Raw genomic sequence first — 21,642 nt, forward strand, 5'->3', positions numbered from 1 at the left:
GGTGCGCAGGCAGGAAACGGACTGGAAGGCGCGCCGGTGCTTGAGTCTACTGGTGGAGCATCACCCAAACAATCCCTTCCATACCCGCACGACGGCTTGCCGCTCCTCGCTAAATTCGTCGAGTCCCACCCAGGTTTTCAGCTCATTGTTATTGCGCGCACGATGCTGCCTTTCGCGATAAGTGAGGTAAGCCTTGGCAACGATCGCGGCGGGGCCTTCATCGATGATGCCCAGCGCGGCGGCGCGGGTGAGCAGCGCAAAGTTGCCGAGGTTGCCGAGGAACTCAGGATGCTCGTGCGAGTAGGCAAGAATCAGGTATTGCACGATGAACTCCACGTCGACAATGCCGCCAAGCGTGTGCTTCAGGTCCAGCTGATCGGCGCGATCGCGTTTTTCGGCGCGCATTTTGTCGCGCATGTCAGTGATCTCACCGCGCAGCACCAGTTTGTCGCGCGGCGCGGCGAGCACCTCCCGGCGTATCGACTCGAAAGGCGCGGCCATTGATGCATCGCCGGCGCAAAAGCGCGCACGGGTGAGCGCCTGATGTTCCCACGTCCACGCGCGCTTCAGTTGGTAATCATGAAAAGCATCCAGGCTCGATACGAGCCGGCCAGAATCGCCATCGGGACGCAGCCGCAAGTCGGTTTCATACAGCACACCACCGGCCGTCATGGTGTTGAGCCAACTGGTCAGGCGCTGCGCGAGCTTGGCGTAGCGATCGGGTTCGATCCCGGCTGCGGGATCGTAGAGGAACACCAGGTCGAGGTCGGAGGCGTAGCCAAGCTCCTTGCTGCCGAGTTTGCCGTAGCCGATGATCGCGAAACCGGCCGGGGATTGCCAGTCGTTTTTATCCGATTGAGGGACGGCTTTTTTGGGGGGCCGAGCGTCGGCGGGCAGCGCATTTGTCTGGCGTGAATTGAGCGCCCGCCAAGCGAGTACCAGCGCCACATCCAGCAACATGTCGGCGAGCGCCGATAGCTCGTCGGACAATGCCATCACGCTCAGCCGGCCTTCGATATCCGCCACATTGAGTTTCAGCGTGGCGACTTGCTTGGCATGCCGCAGCAATTCGTACTGTTTCTCGATATCGCCATCAGCAGCGTCGCAGGCTGCCTGTAGCGCACGCCGCTCGGCCCGCCAGTCGAGCGCCGCGCTTTTATCTGCCGGCGTAATGAGTTCATCGAGCAAGATCGGATGCCGCCGCAGGAAATCGGCCGCCCACGCGCTGTTTGCCGCGATGCGCGCCACCCGTTCCAGCACCTGCGGATACTCGACCAGCAAGGCAAGATAGGTCTCCCGTTTGTCGATCGCTTCGATGAGATCAAACAATCGAAAGAATGCTTTTACCGCAGTCGCGGGCGCGTGGTCTTCATGCAGTGCCGCTTTTAATGCAAAGGGAATCAGCGTTTCCATGCGTGCGCGCGACCTGGCGGAAAGCGTCACTGTGCGTGAAGAGGAAAACCAGGCGTCAATGCGGGCGCCGATCGTCTCGGCAATCTCGGGTCCCAAGGCGGCCGCGATGCCTCTTACCTCCTGACCGAGCGCCTCGGCGCCTGGTGTCGCCGCTGAAGCCGATCTGACCTTTCCTGCCGGTGCGGAAAACAGCGCCTCGAACTCGCCGGTAACGATGTCACGGTGCCTGTTTAGCGCCACGAGAAATGACTCCCAGTCCGGGTAATTCATCGCCTCGGCGATGCGCTGCCGGTCATCTTCGCCACCCGGAAGGGATTGCGTTTGCTGGTCATCCAGGTATTGCAGGCGGTGCTCGAGATTGCGCAGGAACGTGTATGCGAGCTGCAACGCGGTGACTCGTTCGGCGGTGAGGATACGGTGCGCGTCCAATTGCGCCAACGCTTCGCGGGTCGAACGCGTTTGCAGCGATGCCTCGCGTCCGCCGCGGATAAGCTGGAACAATTGGGCGATGAATTCGATTTCCCGAATGCCGCCTACGCCCACCTTGATGTCGTCGAGGCGGTTGCGTTTGGTGGCTTCGGCGCGAATTTGGCCGTGTAAATCACGCATCTCTTCGATGGCGGCGTAGTCGTGGTAGCGCCTATAGACGAAAGATCGCACCAGCGTCTCAAGGGCCGCAATGGTCGGCGCCGCGCCGGTGATTGCGCGCCCCTTCAGCCACGCGTAGCGTTCCCAAGCGCGCGCCTGGGTAATGAAGTAGGTTTCGAGGGCAGCCAGGCTGGAGACGAGAGGGCCGCTGTCGCCGAACGGTCGCAGCCGCATGTCGACGCGGAACACGAAACCATCGGCATCGACATGATCGATGGCGCGGATGATGCGTTTGCCCAGCTCAGCGTGAAATTCGTGCCAGGAGCGATGGCTGTTGGCCTCGCCGTTTTCGGCATGGACAAAGATCAGGTCGATATCCGACGAGACGTTAAGTTCGCGCCCACCCAGCTTTCCCATGCCGACGATGAGCAACTGGGCGTGCTCGCCTTCCGGGTCATCGAGCGAAAAGCGTTCCGCCATTGCGCGCGCGTGGAACCGTTGCGCGGCGGTGAGCGTGACATCGGCCAGCGCCGATATGGTCCCGACGACTTCCGCAAATGTGCCCAGCCCGTTGATATCCCTGAAGATGGTGTGAACCATGGCGTAGCGCCGCAGAGAACGCAGACGCGCGTGGAATGCCGCCTCGTCGCGTTCATCGCCCTTGTCGCCATTCAGCCAGGCGAGCATCGTTTCGGCCGATAGCGGCACCGCGATGCCTTCGCTGATCCGCCCGGTCAAGCCGGCATCTGCATTGCACATTCGTTCCGCATAGCGCGAGGCGCGAAACGTTTTGGCAAGTTGTGCGTCAAAGGTTAGTGCAGTCATGACAAAATAAGTTGTCGTCCAGAGTGGACGGGGCACCGTTAAAATAGCACGTAAGCATCTTCACTTCGCTAACCGATCACGCTGACAACCAGGAAGCCGAAAAATCAAAAAGTTAGTGTTCCACGTCGGAAAGACCGGTACGAAGGCCATATTCTGGATCTGCGTGGTGGCGTCGATGCTGCTGGTGGTGCTGGTGTTGACCGTCAAGTACGTCGTCATGCCGAACATCGAGCGCTATCAAGGCGATATCGTCAGCCGGGCGGCGTCCGCGACCGGCATGGATGTGTCGGCATCCGCCATTCGGGGCGGCTGGGCGGGATTCCGGCCCTATGTGGAGCTGGAAAATGTGGTTCTGCGGGAGCCCGCCAACGCCACCAAGCGCGAAGCCGGGTCCGAGGCGTTGCGATTACCGCGAGTTCAGGCCGCGCTTTCGTGGTGGTCACTGTTTGTTGGCCAGATCCGCTTTGCCGATGTCGCGCTTACCGGGCCGGAGCTGGCGCTCTCGCGAGGCAAGGATGGCCTCATCTATTTCGCCGGACGCGCGCTGAACCAGCCGCAAGATGTTGAAGATGATGGCCGGCTTCTCGAAGCCCTGCTCGAGCAACCAGGCGTATCGATTCACAATGCAACACTGACATGGACCGATGAACTGACCCCGGGTCAGCCGGTGAAATTTACGGATGTGGGGCTGTTGCTGGAAAAACGCACTGGTGGCCACGCTTTTGGTGTCGTGGCCATACCACCCGCGGGTCAAGCCAGAAACGTGGAAATGCGCGGCACTGTCAATATCGGCCGGGAAAGCGGGCGCTGGAAAGTCGCGGGTTCGCTATACACGGTGCTGAACGAAGCCAATCTTGCCGAAATCCGTCAACACATTACGCTTCCCGATGCGCTGCAATCGGGTTTTGGCAATGTGCGCGCCTGGATTGATATCGATAGCACCGCTGCCCCGTTGTCCAGCGTGCCGGTCGCTACGGTCGCCGCGGACACCACAGACGGCAAAGCGGTCGCTGCGTTCAATCCCATCCGCGGCATTACGGCCGATGTAAACCTCGTCAATGCCCGCGCGCAACTAGCCAACGATCTGGCGCCGTTGCAGATCGCGAAGCTCGCAGGACGGATCGAATATGTCGCCCTGGATGGCGGATTTACCGTCCGCAGCAAGGCGCTGGAATTTCGTACCCGCGAAGGCGTGACGTCACCCGCCGCCGATTTCTCGGTGACGCTGCAGCATCAGTCGGAGGTCGCGAGGGCGACGGGTGAAATCACGGCGAATGGCATCGATCTCAAGGTCATGACCGCGCTGCTGGAATATTTTCCGATTGGCAAGGAAATGCGCGCGGGTTTCGCGCGCTTCAGTCCGCGCGGCGTGGTGCAGCAGTCCGTGTTTTCGTGGACTGGCGCGCCCGGTAATCCGATCACCTACAAGATCAAAGGCAAGCTCACCGAATTCGGTTCACTCACGGCCGATAGCGTGCCTGGCGTGTCCGGATTCTCCGGCACCGTGGACGGCAACGAGCAAGGCGGCCGATTTGCCGTGACGTCCAAGGATTTGCGTCTGGATGCGCCGCGGGTCTTTCGCGTGCCATTGACTTTCTCCAGCCTTGAAACGGAAGGCGAATGGAAAGTCACCCCCGAATTGGTGGAACTAACGCTGAGTGGCGTGAAATTCGCCAATGACGATCTTTCCGGTGAGTTTTCCGGGCGCTACTGGCGCTATCGCGCGGATGGCCCGCGTGCGGCCGAGGAAAAAGGCCCGGGCTCGCTGGATCTCAAGGGCAAGTTTGAGCGCATCAAGGCAATTCGCGTCCCTGACTATCTGCCGAATGGCATCGCCGATACGCGGGCCTACATCGAGAGTGCGACCCGCGACGGCGACGTGACGTCGGTCGATTTCATCCTCAAAGGTGCGTTGTACGATTTCCCCTATCAACACGGCAAGGGTGGGCAGTTCCGCATTGACGCCAAGGTAAAGGACATCGACTTCCGATACCTAGAAGGCTGGCCGGATGCGAACGATATCAACGGTACACTCACCTTCGAGAACACGCGTTTTGAAGCGAAAGTCGACACCGCGAAGATTTTCAACGCGCCACTGAGGCAAACCACTGTCGCCATCGATGATTTTTCCGGTTCCCCCCCCGTGCTGACTATCCACGGAACCGCCGATGTGCGCGCCGAAGATATGACGCGGTACCTGAAGGAAAGTCCACTGATCGAGAACATTGGCGCCTTCACGCGGCACGTTGCGCTGGAAGGTCCCGGCAAGCTGGAACTTGGGCTGATGTTTTTCCTGGGTTCAAAGCAGCAGGCCAGGGTAAATGGCAAATACGCGGTCACGCGCAGCCGCGCAAAGGTGCTTGCGCTGGGTGAACGCGGCGTCGATATCACCGGCCTCAATGGCAGCGTGGCGTTCACGGAGTCAAGCGTGAAGAGCATGGGCCTCGCCGGCGTGGCGTTCGAGAATCCGCTCACGGTGAGTATCGCCGGCGCAGGCGAAACGCCGGTGACGGTCGATTTCAATGCGCGTGCGGACGTGACGCAGCTGGGCGATATCCTGCCTTTCCGTTTGCCGCAGCAGGTTGCCGGCACGACGGATTTCACCGGACGCGTCCTGCCGAAAGGGGCGGACAATGTCGAGGTGGTCATCGAATCGACAATGGCAGGCATCGCATCAACCTTGCCCGCGCCCCTGGCGAAACGTCAGGACGAAACCCGCAAGTTACGCGTGGTGTTCAGCAATACCGGACACGCCAGCGAAAAAATCCGCGTCACGATGGCGGGCAACGCTCCGGCGGCGACGCCAGCGGCCGACAATTCTGACACTCGCATCGACGCGCGCTTTCAGCGGCGATTCGATGCCCGCGGGATGGCCAAAGGCGGCCTGTTTGGCGGCATCGCCAGCGTCGGCGATCCCGTCGGAGATAGCGCGTTGCCGGAGGGAATGTGGTTAGCGGGCACCATGGCATATTTTGATTTTGATGGGTGGCGTGCTGCCTTTGACACTTTTTCGCAAGCACCGATTACCGGCGTTAGTCCGAAAGTTGACAGTGCTGGCGCAAGAAACGAATCGCCGATTGCAGGATTCGACTTCAAGCTCGGCGGCTTGCTGGCATACGGGCGCCCGTTCAAAGCCATGACGCTGAAGGGCCGCCACGGCTCCAGCGGCTGGCACATGAATGTCGACAGCGTTGAGGCGAGTGGTGATTTCACGTGGCGCCCGGCCGCGTTCAGCGATCGTGGTTTAGTGAGGGCGCGACTGCAACGATTCACGTTGACCGATGAAACACCGGCCTTGGCAGCAAGTTCAGCGTCCCCGGCTGTACCGCCGCCTGCACCCATTGAACCGGGCAAGGAGCCGGATTTTCCGGCGTTGGATATCGTCGCCGAGAAATTTACCTTCAAGGATCGTGAACTCGGCAAGCTCGAATTGCGTGCCACGCCGCAGGGCGTCAACTGGAAAATAGACCAGCTGAATATCACGAACGGACACGCCAAACTCGAGATGCAGGGACTGTGGCAACGCTACGGCGATCCGCAGGGCGGGTCGGGCAAGTCGCAAACGTCAATGAACTTGAAAATGGAAACGTCGAATCTGAACGCACTGTTCAATCAGTTCGGTTACGGCGATTACCTGAAGGGTGGCCACGCCAGGCTTGAGGGGCAGCTCTCGTGGCCTGGCCATGTCAATCAATTTCAGACAGGCATCCTGTCGGGTAATTTCAAGATCAGTGCCAGCGATGGCAGATTTGCCAAGATGGATCCGGGCGCCGGCAAGCTGCTCGGACTGATGAGCCTGCAGTCGTTACCACGCCGCATCACGCTCGATTTCAGGGACATTTTTTCCGAAGGCCTCGCGTTCAACAAAATCGAGGGCGACGTAAAGATCGCCAATGGCATCATGTCCACGGATAACTTCGAGATCAAGGGGCCGGCCGCGTACATCAAGACATCCGGCGAGGTCTCGTTGCCGACGGAGCTGGTCAATCTGAAGACAAAAGTGTCACCGCTGGTGGGTGAGGGCGCGGCGCTCGGCGCGGCAGTATTTCTGACGCCGGTCGTCGGTGCCGGCGTGTATGCGGTGTCGAAATTGCTTGAGGGCGTGCTTTCCTATGAGTTGTCGATCACGGGGCCGTGGGATAATCCCCAATCCGAACCGATCAAGAAGAACGCGCCCGTCACACCTGTTACACCGTCGGCCGATACCGCCAGGAAAACGCCATGATCATTACGCGAAGCACCGCCGAGATTCCCGACGCGCTCCAAAAGATGAGCCAGTCGACGCAATCCTTCTTTCGCGTGGCGGCGATCCAGATGGCGAGCGGCCCAAAGGTCGCGGGAAATCTTGAAGAGGCCACGCGGCTCATCGACATGGCGGTGAGCATCGGTGCGCGCATTGTTGTTTTGCCCGAGTATTTCGCCATCATGGGCATGAAGGAAACCGACAAGGTTGCGGTACGCGAAAAACCCGGCGACGGTCCGATCCAGCAATGGATGTCCGAGATTGCCGCAAAGCATCGCATCTGGCTGATCGGCGGGACGATTCCCATGGAATCCAGCGTTCCCGGCAAGGTGCGAAATACCTGCCTCGTCTACGACAAGGAAGGCAGACAGGTGGCGCGCTACGACAAGATTCATCTGTTCAATCTGGCACTGGGCGCGGAGAATTTCTCGGAAGACCGCACCATCGAAGCCGGCGACAAAGTGGTGGTGGTTGAATCCCCGTATGGCCGCATCGGCCTGTCGATCTGCTATGACCTGCGCTTCCCTGAACTTTATCGGGCGATGGGAGATGTCAACATCATCGTCGTTCCGTCGGCCTTTACCGCCACCACCGGCAAGGCGCATTGGGAGGCGCTGATTCGCGCCCGCGCGATTGAAAACCTGGCCTACGTGATTGCACCCGCGCAGGGCGGTTTTCACGTCAATGGACGTGAAACACACGGAGACTCGATGATCGTCGATCCATGGGGTGTCATCCTTGATCGCCTGCCGCGCGGGTCAGGCGTGGTCGTGGCGGGCATCAATCCGCATTATCAGCAGACGATTCGCAAAAGCCTGCCGGCGCTGACGCATCGGACGTTGGGGCTGAAGTAGCGGATTCCCGTCCCACTCTAATCGTGGACTAAACTCAAGCACTGGCGCGACTTTCAGGCCATTTGTGCTCGGAAAGTCGCGCCAGTGCTTGAGTTTAATTCTTTAGCGATTCGCGATGCAGAGCGCCCCGCAATTCAACAACTCCCGGATGCCAAGGAAATGTCATGACCGTGCTCGTCCCCATCACTGCCGAAGCCTTCAGCGAATACCTGGAGACCGCCATTGCCGGCTACGCAAAGGATAACGTCGATGCCGGTCGCTGGCCCGAGGAGGGCGCCTTGTCGCGATCCCACGCGGATTTTCGCAGTTCGCTCCCGCAGGGACTGGACACACCAGACAATTATCTATTCGAGATCAAAACCGCGCAAAGTGGCCCAACGGTCGGATTCATCTGGTTCGCTATCGAGGAAACGCACGGGCTCCGTCACGCTTTTGTCTACGACGTTGAGGTCAAGCCCGCGTTTCGCAGGAAAGGACATGCCATGGCCGCACTGAAGGCGATCGAGCCACGGGTTCGGGACCTTGGCGTATCGAGTATTGGCCTGCACGTATTTGCCCATAACCCGGGCGCGCAGGCCCTGTATGCGAAGCTCGGATATGGCGTCACGAGTATCAATATGCGCAAGAATCTGAACGCCGGGCGCGAGTGATTTGAACCGAAAAGATTTCGTGTGACCTCGCGTGACCCCCTTGATGCGGCGGTCCAGGCAATCAATCGCACCACACCTCCCCCCAAGCGAAGGTCATTCACGCACTGTTGACCTGCATCAACACATGTGGATGTTTAGGCGGTACTACTGTGATAAATGACACATCCATGCGCGCCATTCAGGTGCAGGATGGTGGCGAAGGAATTGTCCCGCCAACCGCGGCGGAAAGTCAGCATGAACTGGAATATCTTTCAGACCCGGTCGCTAAAAACGAGAGTGACGCTTTTCACGCTGGCTATTTTCGTGATCAGTGCCTTGTCGATGGCTTTCCTTTCCTCCTGGATACTGCGTCAGGATATGCAGCGGCTGTTGGGCGAACAGCAGCTTTCCGCTGTCACCTCCGTTGCGGCGGAGGTCAATCAAGAGTTGGAGGACCGCGTCAAGGCCCTTGAACTGATTGCGCACGCGATCGACCCATCGCTGCTGGGGAATCCGGTCGCGCTACAGAAGTTCCTCGATCAGCGTGTTGTGCTTCACACGCTATTCAATGCGGGAGTCTTTGCGCTGTCCCAGGATTGGACGGCGATTGCGGATTCGCCAGTCCCGACCGGACGCGTCGGCGTCAATTACATCGACCGGGATTACATCATTGCGCCGCTCAAGGAAGGCAAGACGGCCATTGGCCGGCCAATCATTGGCAGAGCGTTGCAAGCACCGGTTTTCGTTATTGCGGCGCCCATTCGCAACGCACAAGGCGGCGTCATCGGCGCCATGGCGGGGGTGACAAGCCTCGGGCTGCCCAATTTCCTCGACAGAATAACGGAGAGACGAAACGGCAAGGCGGGTGGCTATTTTATCGTCGCGCCGCACTACCGGCTAATTGTCACTGCGTCGGATAAAAGCCGCGTCATGGCGACGCTCCCTGAACCGGGCGTCGTCCCGGCAATCGACCGCTTTGTTACCGGCTATGAGGGCTACGCTGTTTACACCAATCAGTTTGGCGTCGAGGTGCTGGCTTCGGCAAAGAGCGTTCCAGTCGCGGGTTGGGCGGTATCGACATCGATGCCGGCGTCCGTCGTGTTTGCCCCCGTGCGCGCGATGCTGATGCAAAGACTGGCCGCCACGATATTCCTGACACTGCTTGCCGGTGTACTTATATGGTGGATGTTGCGCCGTGAACTCGCGCCGATTGCCGCAACATTGAAATCGATGGCGACGATGTCCGATACCGCCAAACCCTTGCAGCCATTGCCGGTGGCTCATAACGACGAGATCGGCCAACTGATTGCGGGTTTTAACCGCCTGCTTGAAATCGTTAAGCAACGCGATGCAGCCCTGCGGCAAAAGGACCTTTACCAGCGGGCGGTGCTCGACAATTTTCCGTTCAGGGTGTGGCTGAAGGACCGGGAAAGTAACTTCCTCGCCGTGAATCAGGCGTTTGCGACCGGTTTCGGATGGCCGACGCCGGATTCGCTGATCGGCAAGAACGATCTGGATATTGCGATACCGGAATTGGCGGAAGGCTACCGCGCGGATGACCGGGCAGTATTGGCAAGCGGGGTCAGCAAGCAGGTCGACGAATTGATTGTCGCAGACGGACAGCATAGATGGTTTGAAACTTACAAGTCACCGGTGGTGGTTGATGGAGAGGTGTTTGGCACGGTCGGTTTTGCACGCGACATCAGCGAACGCAAAGCCGCGGAGGCCGCGATAACCGAATCGCGCAATCTCCTGAGAACGGTCATTGATACCGCGCCCATGCGGGTTTTCTGGAAGGATCTCGACCTGCGTTATCTCGGTTGCAACATGGCGTTCGCCAGGGATGCCGGCGTGACGCATCCGAAAGAACTGCTTGGAAAGGATGACTTCGAATTGGGCTGGGCTGCACAAGCGGAAAGTTATCGTGCCGATGATCGCGCGGTCATGGCATCCGGTGCCGCCAAGCTGTCCTATGATGAACAACAGACAACGCCCGATGGCGGCGTGATCTGGCTTCGAACGTCAAAGGTGCCACTGCGGGATCAGCACAACGACGTCATTGGAATCCTCGGGGTTTATGAGGACATCACGGCGCGCAAACACGCCGAGGAAACGATCGCCAGGTCCGCCGAGCTTCTGCGCCGCACGGGTGAACTCGCAATGGTGGGAGGATGGGAGCTGGATCTGCGGACCATGAAGTCATTCTGGTCACCGGAAACCTGTCGGATTCTCGAATCGGCGGCGCCCGTGACGCCAAAGCAAGCTCCCGACGTCAGTTTTTATGCCCCCGAATTCCGTTCCATCGTCCAGGCCGCGGCGCAGATTACGATTGAGCGCGGTACGCCATTCGATCTTGAGCTGCAGATGATCACCGGGACGGGGCGGCGCATCTGGGTACGGGATCAGGGCTCCGTCGTAATGGAGGGCGGCAGGGCGATCAAGCTGATCGGTGCATTGCAGGACATCACTGAACGCAAGCGGGCCGAGGAAGCGCTTCGTACCAGCGAGGAGCGGCACCGCATGCTGGCGGACAACGCGACCGATGTGATCTGGACGATGAACCTTGAAGGCCGTTTCACTTACGTCAGCCCCTCGGTTGAAAAGCTTCGTGGCTACACCATCGCCGAAGTGATGCAACAGTCGCTGGAGCAGGCACTGTCGCCCTCATCCGTCCCCATCGCGAAAGCAGGGCTGGAGCGGGCCATCGTTGCCGTACGCGAGGGCCTGCCCTTCCCGGAGTTCCGCGGCGAACTCCAGCAGCCTTGCAAGGATGGGACGACGGTATGGACCGAGGCGACTATTTCTCCCGTGCGAAATAACGCGGGGGAATTCATCTGCATCCTTGGCGTCAGCCGGGACATCAGCGAACGCAAGCGCCTCGAAGAGTCGCTGCAACGGATCAACGAAGAACTGGAGATCATCGTCAGCGAACGCACCCGCAACCTGGTCGAGGCCAACGCCGAGCTGCAAACCATCACCTACACGCTCGCGCACGACCTGCGCGCGCCGGCACGCCTCGTAGCCGGCTTCGCCGTGCGGCTGACCGACGCCTACGGTGCCACCATCCCCGAACAAGGCAAACGCTGGCTCAGCCTGATGACCGCCTCGGCCAACCGCCAGGCACAACTGGTCGAAGACATGCTCTCGTACATGAAACTCGGCTTCAAACCGGTCGAGCGCGAACCGATCGACATGAACGCGCTGGTCGCGGAGTTGACGGAAGCCGCCTCCGCCGATGCCGCCCGCCATGGCCCCATTGAATGGCGTCTCGGCCCACTCCCGCCGTCGAAGGCGACCGCGCCCTGATCCGGGTAATACTCACCAACCTCATCAGCAACGCCATCAAATACAGCGCCCGAGCCGCCCATCCCGCCATCGAGATCGGCCGCCACGCCCGGGAAGACCAAGTCACCGCCTACTATATTCGCGACAACGGCGTCGGCTTCGACCAGGCCCGGGCCAGCAAACTCTTCGGACTATTCCAGCGCTTTCACGACCCCGGCGAATACCCCGGCACCGGCATCGGGCTCGCCATCGTCAAGCGCCTGGTGGAAAAGCACGGCGGCCGCGTCTGGGCCGAATCGACCCCGGGGGCCGGCGCCACGTTCACTTTCACCCTGCAAGCGGAGGCCTCCAGCGATGAACACAATCCTGCCTGACAGCGCCATCCTCGTGGTCGACGACGACGAAGGCGAGGTCGAACTGATCTCGATGGCCATCGACGACCTGAAGCTGCCGTACCGCATCGACGTCGCCCGCCAGGGCTTCGCGGTGCTCGATCACCTGCACCGGCGGGGCAAATATGCCGACCGGCCGGCGGGATTGCCGGCGCTGGTGATCCTCGACAACAAGATGCCGATGATGAGCGGCGTGGAGGCGATGCGCGAGATCGCCAAAGTGAAAGCCTTTCAGGCCGTCCCGATCGTCATGTTCTCGGCCTCGGCCAGCGACACCGACATGGCCGAGGCGTATGAGGCGGGCGTGAACTCGTATGTGATCAAGCCGATGGGGGCCAAGCAGTTCAAGGAGGCGGTCCATGCGATCGTCACCTACTGGACCAGGATCAATTCGGCAGGGAGTTCGCTGGATATTTGACGCCGAATACAACGCAGCGAAGCATGCAGGCTGCTAGCGGTTAAATTCTTCGATGCAACTCTTCAGGGCAGAAAAATTGCCGCCTTCCAGCTTGCAATCGCCGGTCTTGACCTCACCCGCCTTGACTTGGCCAGTAATGCGGCTGGTTTTGCTGGTACTGCTTGCCACGACCGTGTTACGGTGATGTGCTGGCGATTCCAGCGGTGACTGGGGGCCACGTTCGCTGGCGAGTGTCAGATTGAGCCGTTTTTCCATGGCATCGATCTTCTGCTGTTTTTCGGTAGTGGCGACCTTGTATTCGGCGATGGTTACCGCGAGCTTTTTCTCCGCTTCCGTGCGCTTTGTTTGCGCTTCAGTGAGTTTCTTCTGGATGGTCTCGGTGGACTTGGCGTGCTTGGTAATCTTTTCTTCCAGGCGCCGGGTTTCCGCAAACTGGTGATCGAGCAATTTTGCAAACAGATTGTAGGCAAGCATTCCGCCGCTCCCGATGCTGACCAGCAATACGCTGGAATAGACCAGAAAGTTGCGGAAGCGGCGTCTGGGTTTCGGCGCGACCAGCATTGCCTCGGCGGGGGCCGCCGCGGCCTCGTGGCGACTGTTCAGTCGATCCCTGGGCCGGCCGTCATCGGGTGCCTCCTGTACCCCTCCGGCACCTTTGCGCAGTCGCAAAAGCAGAGCGATGCCCGGATCGAGAATGGCCATGGCGGCAGCGCTCAGACGGGACCGCAGCACTCGCATGGCGTGTCCCCATAGGCTTTCCACCACCACCGGTTCTTCGGTGGCGGATCGGGAACTGCGCGGCTTCGCTCGCGAGTCCGGCGTTCCCCCGCGAACTGCGGCGGTGGATTGGGGTGTGCTCAACAAAACCTCGTATCGGAAACATGACAGTTAGATAAATATCGGCGCGAACCGCGAAATATTGAGGCCGCATGGTGCGAAGGCTATTGAAGTGTCGTTTGCGCCTGCGCGTACACAGTGAAGCAAGTGCGCGCCCGCGCGACTGCTTTTCAGATGTTCAGAATTGGACTGTCATGGGAACTTTCTAAAACCTCGTCGTCCCAGCGGAGGCTGGGACCCAGCCCCGTCCAAGTATTTGACAACACGAACGGACTGGATTCCAGCCTACGCCGGAATGACGGATTCCAAAGAGTGTCGAAATCGTATCAAAACACCAGCACTGGCGGGGCTTTCCAGGCAAAATGTCCCGGAAAGGCGCACCGGTGCTGGTGTTGTGTGCTTTTTTACGGATACGTCAGTTCCACTTTCCGGTAGAAATCGTGCAATGTGAAAAATGCCTTCTTCTTCACGCCGCGATTGGAGATCAGCCCCTTGCGGTTGTAGCCGTCCTGAATATTGGGCAACACCCGTCGCGGTGAACGGAAATCGGCCAGGATCCACGGACTTAGCCCGCGGAAGTTGCGGATCTTCTCCATCATCGCCAGATTTTGCACATACAGATACTCCTGATATTCCTCGGTCCAGCGATCCTCACGCGGCCCATGCAACCCTTGCAGCGCGTCACCGCCGAATTCCGAAATCACCACCGGCTTGTCAAAGCGAATATCCCATTTTGCGTCCGGCGCGTCATGCAGCGCGCCGCCATACCAGCCGCGGTATTGATTGAACGCGACGATATCCAGGTGCACACCGATCTTGTCGTCGACGATTGAGACGCCGTTTTCCTGGCGTGTTTCCAGCGCGGCGCTGATGAGTCGCGTTGTATCGAGGCTTTTCGAATGCGCGATCAGGTTCAGCAGGAATGTGTTTCGCGTTTCCGATGGAGGCGTCTCATTGGCCATTGACCAGATGATTACGGAGGCGCGATTGCGGTCACGGATGATGACTTCCGATAGTTGGTTTTTCGCGTTGGCGAGTGTGGCCGGATTGGCGAAATCAACAGTCCAGTAAACAGGAATTTCCTCCCATACCAGCATGCCCATTTTGTCCGCCAGCCTGATGATGTGTTCATTGTGAGGATAGTGAGCCAGACGCACGTAGTTGCAGCCGAGTTCCCTGGCCCAGGTTAGTGCGATGAGGGCGTCGGCCTCGCTATGCGCCCTCGAACCTTTCTGTGCATTTTCTTCGTGGATGGAAATGCCGCGGAGAAATATGGGCTTGCCGTTCAACACGATATCGGCACCGCGGGTTTCGATGGTTCTGAAGCCGATGTTGTCCTTGAGCGTTTGCCCGGAAGTCTTGATGAAAACCTCATAGAGCTTCGGTGAAAGCGGCGACCAGTGTTTGATGTTTCTGGCTTCGAATTCAAATTGGGCGATACCCTCCGCATTCACCGCGGCCGCGCGTTCAATCTTCAGTTCCGGAATGACGATTGAAACTTTTTCATTCGCGTGCGCGCCGTTCAGCCGCACGAAGCCGGCGACGGTATTGGGTGCGCCTTTCTTCAACTGGATGCCGTAATCGTGAATAAAGAACCCGGGTTCCTCGATCAGTACCACATCCCGGGTAATGCCCCCGTAGTTCCACCAATCCGTGCTGATGGTGGGCACGGCCTCCTTGCGGCGTGTGTTGTCCACCTTGACGACGAGGTAGTTATTCGTCGGCTTGACGATGCGAGTGACTTCGAAATTGAAAGGCGTGAAACCACCTTCGTGCGTGCCCAGCTTAATGCCGTTCAAATAGACTTCGGCCAAATAGTTGACGGCACCGAAATGCACGAACAGTCGATTGGACGCTTTGGCAAGATTAAAATCGAAGGAACGTTTCAGCCAAATCGTTCCCTCGTAGTAGAAGAGTTTTTCCTGCTGAGAATTCCAGTCGCCTGGAACGGCCAGCGTCGGCGATAAATCGAAATCGTATTCGACGAGTTCCGCTTTATTCTTCGCGTGATAGTTGTTGTAGAAGGCCGAAGTCGAACTCTCTTTCTGCTGGTCGTAGGGCTGACGGCGGTAGTTGTAATAGCCCGTTTCATACGGGTCGACGATGTAGTGCCACGGACCATTGAGCGGGGTGAGCTTGCGGTTCATCACGTTGGTGAGAAGATCTTCCGCCTCGGCCGCTGCGGGCAACAGCAGTACTAACCACAGCAGGAATCCGGATTTCAGCAGCCTCATCATGGCGCTACTCGACCAACTCGAAAGTCGTTCGCAGCCGAATATCGGCCGACGATGCGCCGATCATCAATTCAAACTCGCCGGGTTCCGCCTGCCATTGCAGTTTTTCATTGTAAAAGGAGAGCTTCTCCCTGTCGACGACAAACGTGACCGCCCGGGTTTCGCCTGGTCGCAGGTAAATCTTCTGGAAGTCCTTCAATTCCTTGACGGGGCGCACCACGGAACTGACCAGGTCTCGCAAATACAATTGCACGATTTCCTCGCCTTGAATCTTGCCGGTGTTAGTAACGCTCAGCGTGACATTCAGGGTTTCCTTCCCACGGACCTTGGGCTTGTCGAGTTTCAAATCGGCATATTGGTATTCGGCGTAACTCAGGCCATGGCCGAATGGAAATCTCGGTGAGTTAGGCAAGTCGGTATAGGCGCTGGTGTATTGCGTCGCCATTTCGGTCTTCGACGGGCGACCGGTGTTGAAGTGGTTGTAGTAGATGGGGATCTGGCCCTCGCTACGCGGAAACGTGATCGGCAACTTGGCGGACGGATTGATGTCGCCGAATAAAACGTCGGCGATGGCGTTGCCGGCCTCGCTGCCAAGCCACCATGTGTATAGGATGGCCGGCACATTGTCGGCGGTCCAGTTGAAGATCAGCGGTCGGCCCGCATTGATCAGAACCACAACGGGTTTTCCGGTAGCGTGAATTGCCTTGACGAGTTCTTCCTGGACACCCGGCAAATGGATGTTGCTGCGGCTCTTCGCTTCGCCGCTCATGCCAGCATTTTCGCCGATGCTCATGATGACCACATCCGCCTGCTTCGCGATCTCGATGGCCTCGGCGAAACCGTCACGGTTTTCGCCTTCGACTTCGCTACCTTTCGCGTACAACAGCCGGGTGCCGTTGCCCAGTTTGTTTTTCAGGCCATCCCATTGCGTAACGATGAAATTTGAATAGTCCAATCCCGGAAACGTGACTGACCAGCCACCGTGATTGTCCTTGACCGTTTTCACCAGGGGGCCAATGAAAGCGATGGTCTTCACATTCCGTGAGAGCGGCAGAATGCGATCGGTATTTTTCAGCAGGACGATGCTCTTTGCCGCCATTTCTCGCGCGAACTTGCGATGCGCGGGGTTGTCGAGTACCGATTTTTCCCTTGCCGGATCGCTGAAGCGATAGGGGTCATCGAAAAGTCCCAGTTCAAATTTTTTTCGCAGCACGCGGCGCACGGCATCGTCCACCAGCGCCATTGGCACTTTGTTTTCCGCGACTAACTGGCCCAGATGGTTGCGATAGGCGTTGCTTTCCATGTCGATGTCGCTGCCGGCCGTGATCGCGGCGAGGGCGGCCCCTTTGCTGTCTTTCACATAACCGTGATTGATCATTTCGCCAATGGAGCCCCAGTCGGAAACCACAAATCCCGTGAACCCCCATTTGCCTTTTAGAATGTCGCGCTGCAAATATTTGCTGCCGGTCGCTGGAATGCCATTCAGGTCATTGAACGAGTTCATGAAGGTCGCGGCACCGGCATCCAGCGCGGCCTTGAACGGCGGCAGGTAGGTTTCCCGGAGCATTCGCTCGCTCATGTCCACTGAGTTGTAATCGCGCCCGCCGACCGCCGCGCCATAGGCCGCAAAGTGCTTGGCGCAGGCCATCACGGCATTGATGTCGCCGAGCTTGTCACCCTGAAATCCCTTCACGCGTGCATAGGCGATGCGCGAGGCGAGATAGGTATCCTCACCGGCGCCTTCCATGACGCGCCCCCAGCGCGGGTCGCGAGCGATATCCACCATCGGCGCGAAGGTCCAGTGGATACCGCTTGCCGCGGCTTCCGTGGCCGCGATCCTCGCCGATTTCCTGATCGCGTCCATATCCCAGCTGGCTGCTTCGGCAAGCGGAATGGGAAAGGTGGTCTTGTAGCCGTGGATCACGTCCTGTCCGAACAACAACGGGATTTTCAGCCGCGATTGCATCGCGGCTTCCTGGTGCTGGCGTGTATAGGTCGTTCCCATCACGTTCAGCATCGTGCCGATGTGGCCAGCGCGAATTCCATCTTTGTGGTTGCCTTTGAAGTTCACCGGGCCGGTGACATTCCAGTCGGCTGAATACTGGTTGAGCTGGCCAACTTTTTCTTCCATGGTCATTTGCGCGAGCAGGGCCTCGACTTTTTCGTTCACCCTTCTTTCCGTGGATGCGAACGAAAGCGATGGCGCGAGCGGCAGCACGAGCACGAATGAAGTGAGAAATGCTCTAGCGAAGTCTTTGGTGATTTGACACATTTGGCAGGGCTTTCAGGCAATCGGGAATGACCAGCTCAATTGAAGTTGATGACGTGATTCCCGCCAATACTGTATCAAATTCGCTGGAATTGGAAACGATTACCATTTTGGAAAGGGATCCAAGCCCGAGCGCACTGGTTCACACGATTTATCTGCGTACTGTTGTAAATGCATGACCCGGAAGGCGCCGGGGCAGGGCCGCATTTCATTCCGATATTGGCGTGATGTTCCGTCCCGCCAGGGTTGGAAAGACGATAGGTGGCCAATATGCAAGGCATGTCTCAGCACAATACGCTAGCACTGGAGCGGCTCGCAGGCCGAAAATGCCGAAAAAACCGCACCAATGCTGGACATTGACATGAGACTTGTTACTTGCGGGCTTGTGGCCGCACCTGAGACGTATGCCACACGCTTCGCGGCAAGGTGAACAGGCTCTTTTCTGATTCGTGAATTTCGCCCCACATTCGGTCCGGCGTGGAACCGGTGCTCCCCATTTTTCACTGGGATTCCCTCGTCATTCCGCGGTGCCCCAGCCCTTGGCTGGGTGTGCGTTGTTGCGAAAAAGCACCATTTTTTTGCGTTCGTGCAAGTTCGATTGACATTGAAAATCGTTGGGTGATATATTGCGCCAGATCAAGTGGGAACGTTTCCAATCACGAGTGGGACAGCGTTGAAACTTGTTTCCAGAGAGCCAGCAACACTGGCCGCGAACGTAACGCTTATTTCAACCGAGGAGAGTATTGATGAATCGCCAAGCCCAATCGCGCCGCCAGAAATCAGACCAGCGCATGCCATCCCTAGCCATGCGTCCCATTGCCGCCGCGGTATCCAGCGTGCTCTTTGCCGCAAGTGCCGCATATGCCCAACAAGCGCCGTTACCAGTCGATGCGAAGAAAAAGACGGATGAAGTCGCCGACACCATTGTGGTCACCGGTATCCGCCTGTCCGTTGAGACTTCGGTAAATACGAAGAGAAATTCCGATTCCATCGTCGAGGCGATCTCGGCTGAAGACATCGGCAAACTACCAGACGTCAGCATCGCCGAGTCACTGGCCCGCTTGCCTGGCTTGGCGGGACAGCGCGTGGGTGGCCGCGCCCAGGTGATCGCCATTCGTGGCTTGTCGCCTGACTTTGCGGGCACCCTGCTAAATGGGCGCGAACAGGTCACCACTGGCGACAACCGCTCGGTTGAGTACGATCAGTTTCCGTCGGAACTGATCAACGCCGCCACGGTTTACAAGACGTCGGATGCTTCGTTGATCGGCCAAGGACTGTCAGGTACCGTGGACCTGAAGACGATACGTCCGCTCGATGTCAGCGGTCGGAGGGTATCGCTGAATGCCCGCGTTGAATCCAACTCCAATGGTTCGGTCAACGACAATACGGACAGCAAGGGCAATCGCTTCAGCGCCTCCTATGTCGACCAGTTCGCCAACCGTACCGTCGGCGTGGCCGTGGGCTTTGCGCACCTGGATTCGCCAGGTCAGGAACTGCATTACAAGGCATGGGGCTACCAGGACGAGGCCAACTGCCTGGCACACATCGCTGATTGGGGTTGCAGCCCGCTAAAGGGCCTGCCACCCGGCGTCACCTACCTAAACGGTTTCGAAGCGACGGCCATCTCGCGTTCGCAGAAACGCGACGGCCTGATGGGCGTGCTGGAATTCAAGCCCAACAATAACTTGCACAGCACGGTTGACCTGTATTACTCCAAATTCAAGAAGAACGAAACCATGCGCGGCCTGATGGGCAGCATGGGTGACGGTTGGGGCGGAACCCCGGGCGCCACACTTAGCAACGTAAAAACCGCGCCGGTGGGTAACTCGACCACATTTGTGACCGCAGCCACGTTCCCGGGTGTGGAAAACATGGTGGTGCGCAATGACCTCAACACGCGCGAAGATGTGCTGAAGTCAGTGGGCTGGAACACGATGTTCAAGGTCGCCGACGGCTGGTCCGCTGTGGCGGACCTGAGTTACTCCAGCGCCACGCGCAAGGAAAACGTCATCGAAACCTACGCGACCGCTTTCGACGGTACGTCGAAAGCGAAGACCACGTTCAACTACGTTGTGAATCCTGACGGTGGCTTCCCGTCGATGTCACCTAACGTTAACTTTGCGAATGTCTCCACAGTCAAGTTGACTGATCCGGCCGGCTGGGGTCACGACGGTCTTTGGAAGATGCCCAAGGTCAAGGATGAGATCAAGGCGATGCGTCTCGAGGGCAAGAAAGATCTGTCAGGCGCCTTCAGTGGGCTGGATTTCGGTGCCAATTACACGGTCCGCACCAAAGACCGCGAGATGAATGAGCTGGCAGCCGACTTGAAGAATGGCCGTGCGCCCATTGCGGTGCCGTCCAACCTGTTGCAGCCCGCTACTTCACTGGGTTTTGCCGGAATTCCCGGCGTGCTGGCTTATGACGTAATGGGCGCATTGACCTCGCTCTATGACCTTAAGCCGCAGGCCGTCGACCAGATCATCAACCGCAATTACGAAGTCAGCGAAAAAGTCACCACTGCCTTTGCCAAGCTGGGCATTGACACCGTCGTCGGCGGATTGCCGTTGACCGGTAACATCGGTCTGCAAGTTATTCGTACCGACCAAAGCTCGCATGGCTGGTCCAAACTCAGTGGTGTATTCTCCGAAGTCACCCGCGGCACCACCTACAATGACGTACTGCCCAGCCTGAACCTGAAGCTCGGACTTGGCGATGACCGCATTGTTCGCTTTGGCCTTGGTAAAACACTTGCCCGTGCCCGCATGGATGACATGAAGGCAGGTGCCGATGTGAACATCACGAAGAACACCGATGGCACAACGAAATGGGGTGGCAGCGGTGGCAATCCGGAGTTGCAGCCCTGGCGCGCCAAGTATATCGACCTGTCGTTCGAGCAATACATCGGCAAGCGTAGCTATGTGGCGTTCGCCGGGTTCTACAAAGAACTGGGCACTTACATTTACACCCAGCAAATCATCGGCAACTTCTCGGCGTTCCCGAACACCAGCAATCCGCCGCTGCCTACGCCGCAGAACCCATTGGGTATCTTCACCCGGCCGGCAAATGGTGAAGGCGGCCACGTAAATGGGGTGGAACTGAGCACGTCGCTTGATGCCAGTTTGGTGTCTGCGGCGCTGGAAGGCTTCGGCATGGTGGCCAGTAGTTCGTATACCGAAAGCAGTGTTTCGCCTGACGGGCCGGGGTCGAAAGCTAAACTGCCTGGTTTGTCCGGTGTTGTATCCAACCTGACCTTGTATTACGAGAAGAGTGGATTTTCTGCCCGTGTCAGCCAACGATATCGCTCGGCATTCCGCGGCGAAATCAACGGGCTGCACAACGCGCGTGAATTCACGGAAATCCTGGCCGACAAGCAAATTGACATGCAGACCGGATACGAGTTTACGTCGGGAAGCTTGAAGGGGCTTTCAGTGCTGCTGCAAGTCAATAACCTGACAAACTCAGCCTATGCGACCAAGCTGGGTAACGGTCTTGGCGATGCTATTGCTCCCGCGGAGTACAACAAATACGGTCGGCAATATTTGCTGGGCGTGAACTACAAGTATTAACCAGTCGTACCATGAAAAAGTCCCCCACCCAGTGATTTGGGCTGGGGGATTTTTTTATTTCCGACCCGCTTGAAGAACCTGACGCAGGT

Annotated in this window: 12 protein-coding genes; 8 read left to right on the forward strand and 4 right to left on the reverse strand. The window is 58.3% G+C overall.

Annotation, left to right across the window (positions count from 1 at the left end; all coding sequences use genetic code 11):
• Positions 1-60: 60 nt before the first annotated feature.
• A complete protein-coding gene (glnE, locus tag IPP88_11990) occupies positions 61-2,826 on the reverse strand; it encodes a bifunctional [glutamate--ammonia ligase]-adenylyl-L-tyrosine phosphorylase/[glutamate--ammonia-ligase] adenylyltransferase (GenBank protein ID MBL0123410.1) in 2,766 nt (921 codons plus the stop codon).
• A gap of 115 nt (positions 2,827-2,941) precedes the next feature.
• On the opposite strand from glnE, the gene IPP88_11995 reads away from it, so the two are divergent.
• The 6 genes from IPP88_11995 to IPP88_12020 all read left to right on the forward strand — a co-directional run bounded on the left by IPP88_11995 (position 2,942) and on the right by IPP88_12020 (position 12,647).
• Positions 2,942-7,051 (forward strand): TIGR02099 family protein, encoded by a 4,110-nt coding sequence (locus IPP88_11995; GenBank protein ID MBL0123411.1) that lies wholly within the window; start codon positions 2,942-2,944, stop codon positions 7,049-7,051.
• Positions 7,052-7,095: 44 nt separating this feature from the next.
• Entirely contained in the window at positions 7,096-7,923 is an 828-nt protein-coding gene (locus IPP88_12000) for a carbon-nitrogen hydrolase family protein (protein ID MBL0123412.1), read from the forward strand.
• A gap of 164 nt (positions 7,924-8,087) precedes the next feature.
• Positions 8,088-8,573, forward strand: coding sequence for a GNAT family N-acetyltransferase (locus tag IPP88_12005; protein ID MBL0123413.1), 486 nt, complete (start codon positions 8,088-8,090; stop codon positions 8,571-8,573).
• A 234-nt stretch (positions 8,574-8,807) separates the two neighbouring features.
• Positions 8,808-11,858 carry a PAS domain S-box protein gene (locus tag IPP88_12010; protein ID MBL0123414.1) on the forward strand — a complete coding sequence of 1,017 codons (3,051 nt, stop codon included), beginning with the start codon at positions 8,808-8,810 and terminating at the stop codon, positions 11,856-11,858.
• Entirely contained in the window at positions 11,813-12,211 is a 399-nt protein-coding gene (locus IPP88_12015) for a GHKL domain-containing protein (GenBank protein ID MBL0123415.1), read from the forward strand. The genes IPP88_12010 and IPP88_12015 overlap by 46 nt, the downstream gene beginning before the upstream one ends.
• On the forward strand, positions 12,192-12,647 hold the full coding sequence (locus IPP88_12020; GenBank protein MBL0123416.1) for a response regulator: 456 nt from the start codon (positions 12,192-12,194) through the stop codon (positions 12,645-12,647). Before IPP88_12015 ends, IPP88_12020 begins: the two co-directional genes overlap by 20 nt.
• A 33-nt stretch (positions 12,648-12,680) precedes the next feature.
• Here IPP88_12020 and IPP88_12025 read toward each other — a convergent pair whose 3' ends face one another.
• The 3 genes from IPP88_12025 to IPP88_12035 form a co-directional block, all read right to left on the reverse strand.
• Complete coding sequence (locus IPP88_12025) at positions 12,681-13,508, reverse strand: hypothetical protein (GenBank protein MBL0123417.1); 828 nt, start codon at positions 13,506-13,508, stop codon at positions 12,681-12,683.
• A 380-nt stretch (positions 13,509-13,888) separates the two neighbouring features.
• The gene (locus IPP88_12030; GenBank protein MBL0123418.1) at positions 13,889-15,718 is read right to left on the reverse strand and encodes a beta-glucuronidase; all 1,830 of its coding nucleotides are present in this window, start codon (positions 15,716-15,718) and stop codon (positions 13,889-13,891) included.
• 7 nt (positions 15,719-15,725) lie between these two features.
• Complete coding sequence (locus IPP88_12035) at positions 15,726-17,990, reverse strand: glycoside hydrolase family 3 C-terminal domain-containing protein (protein ID MBL0123419.1); 2,265 nt, start codon at positions 17,988-17,990, stop codon at positions 15,726-15,728.
• Between the two features lie 26 nt (positions 17,991-18,016).
• Between IPP88_12035 and IPP88_12040 the strand changes: the two genes are divergently transcribed.
• The gene (locus IPP88_12040) at positions 18,017-18,166 is read left to right on the forward strand and encodes a hypothetical protein (protein MBL0123420.1); all 150 of its coding nucleotides are present in this window, start codon (positions 18,017-18,019) and stop codon (positions 18,164-18,166) included.
• A gap of 612 nt (positions 18,167-18,778) precedes the next feature.
• On the forward strand, positions 18,779-21,553 hold the full coding sequence (locus tag IPP88_12045; GenBank protein MBL0123421.1) for a TonB-dependent receptor: 2,775 nt from the start codon (positions 18,779-18,781) through the stop codon (positions 21,551-21,553).
• The last annotated feature ends 89 nt before the right edge of the window (positions 21,554-21,642 follow it).

The sequence above is a fragment of the Betaproteobacteria bacterium genome, assembly GCA_016720925.1.
Classification (GTDB): Bacteria; Pseudomonadota; Gammaproteobacteria; order Burkholderiales; family Usitatibacteraceae; genus UKL13-2.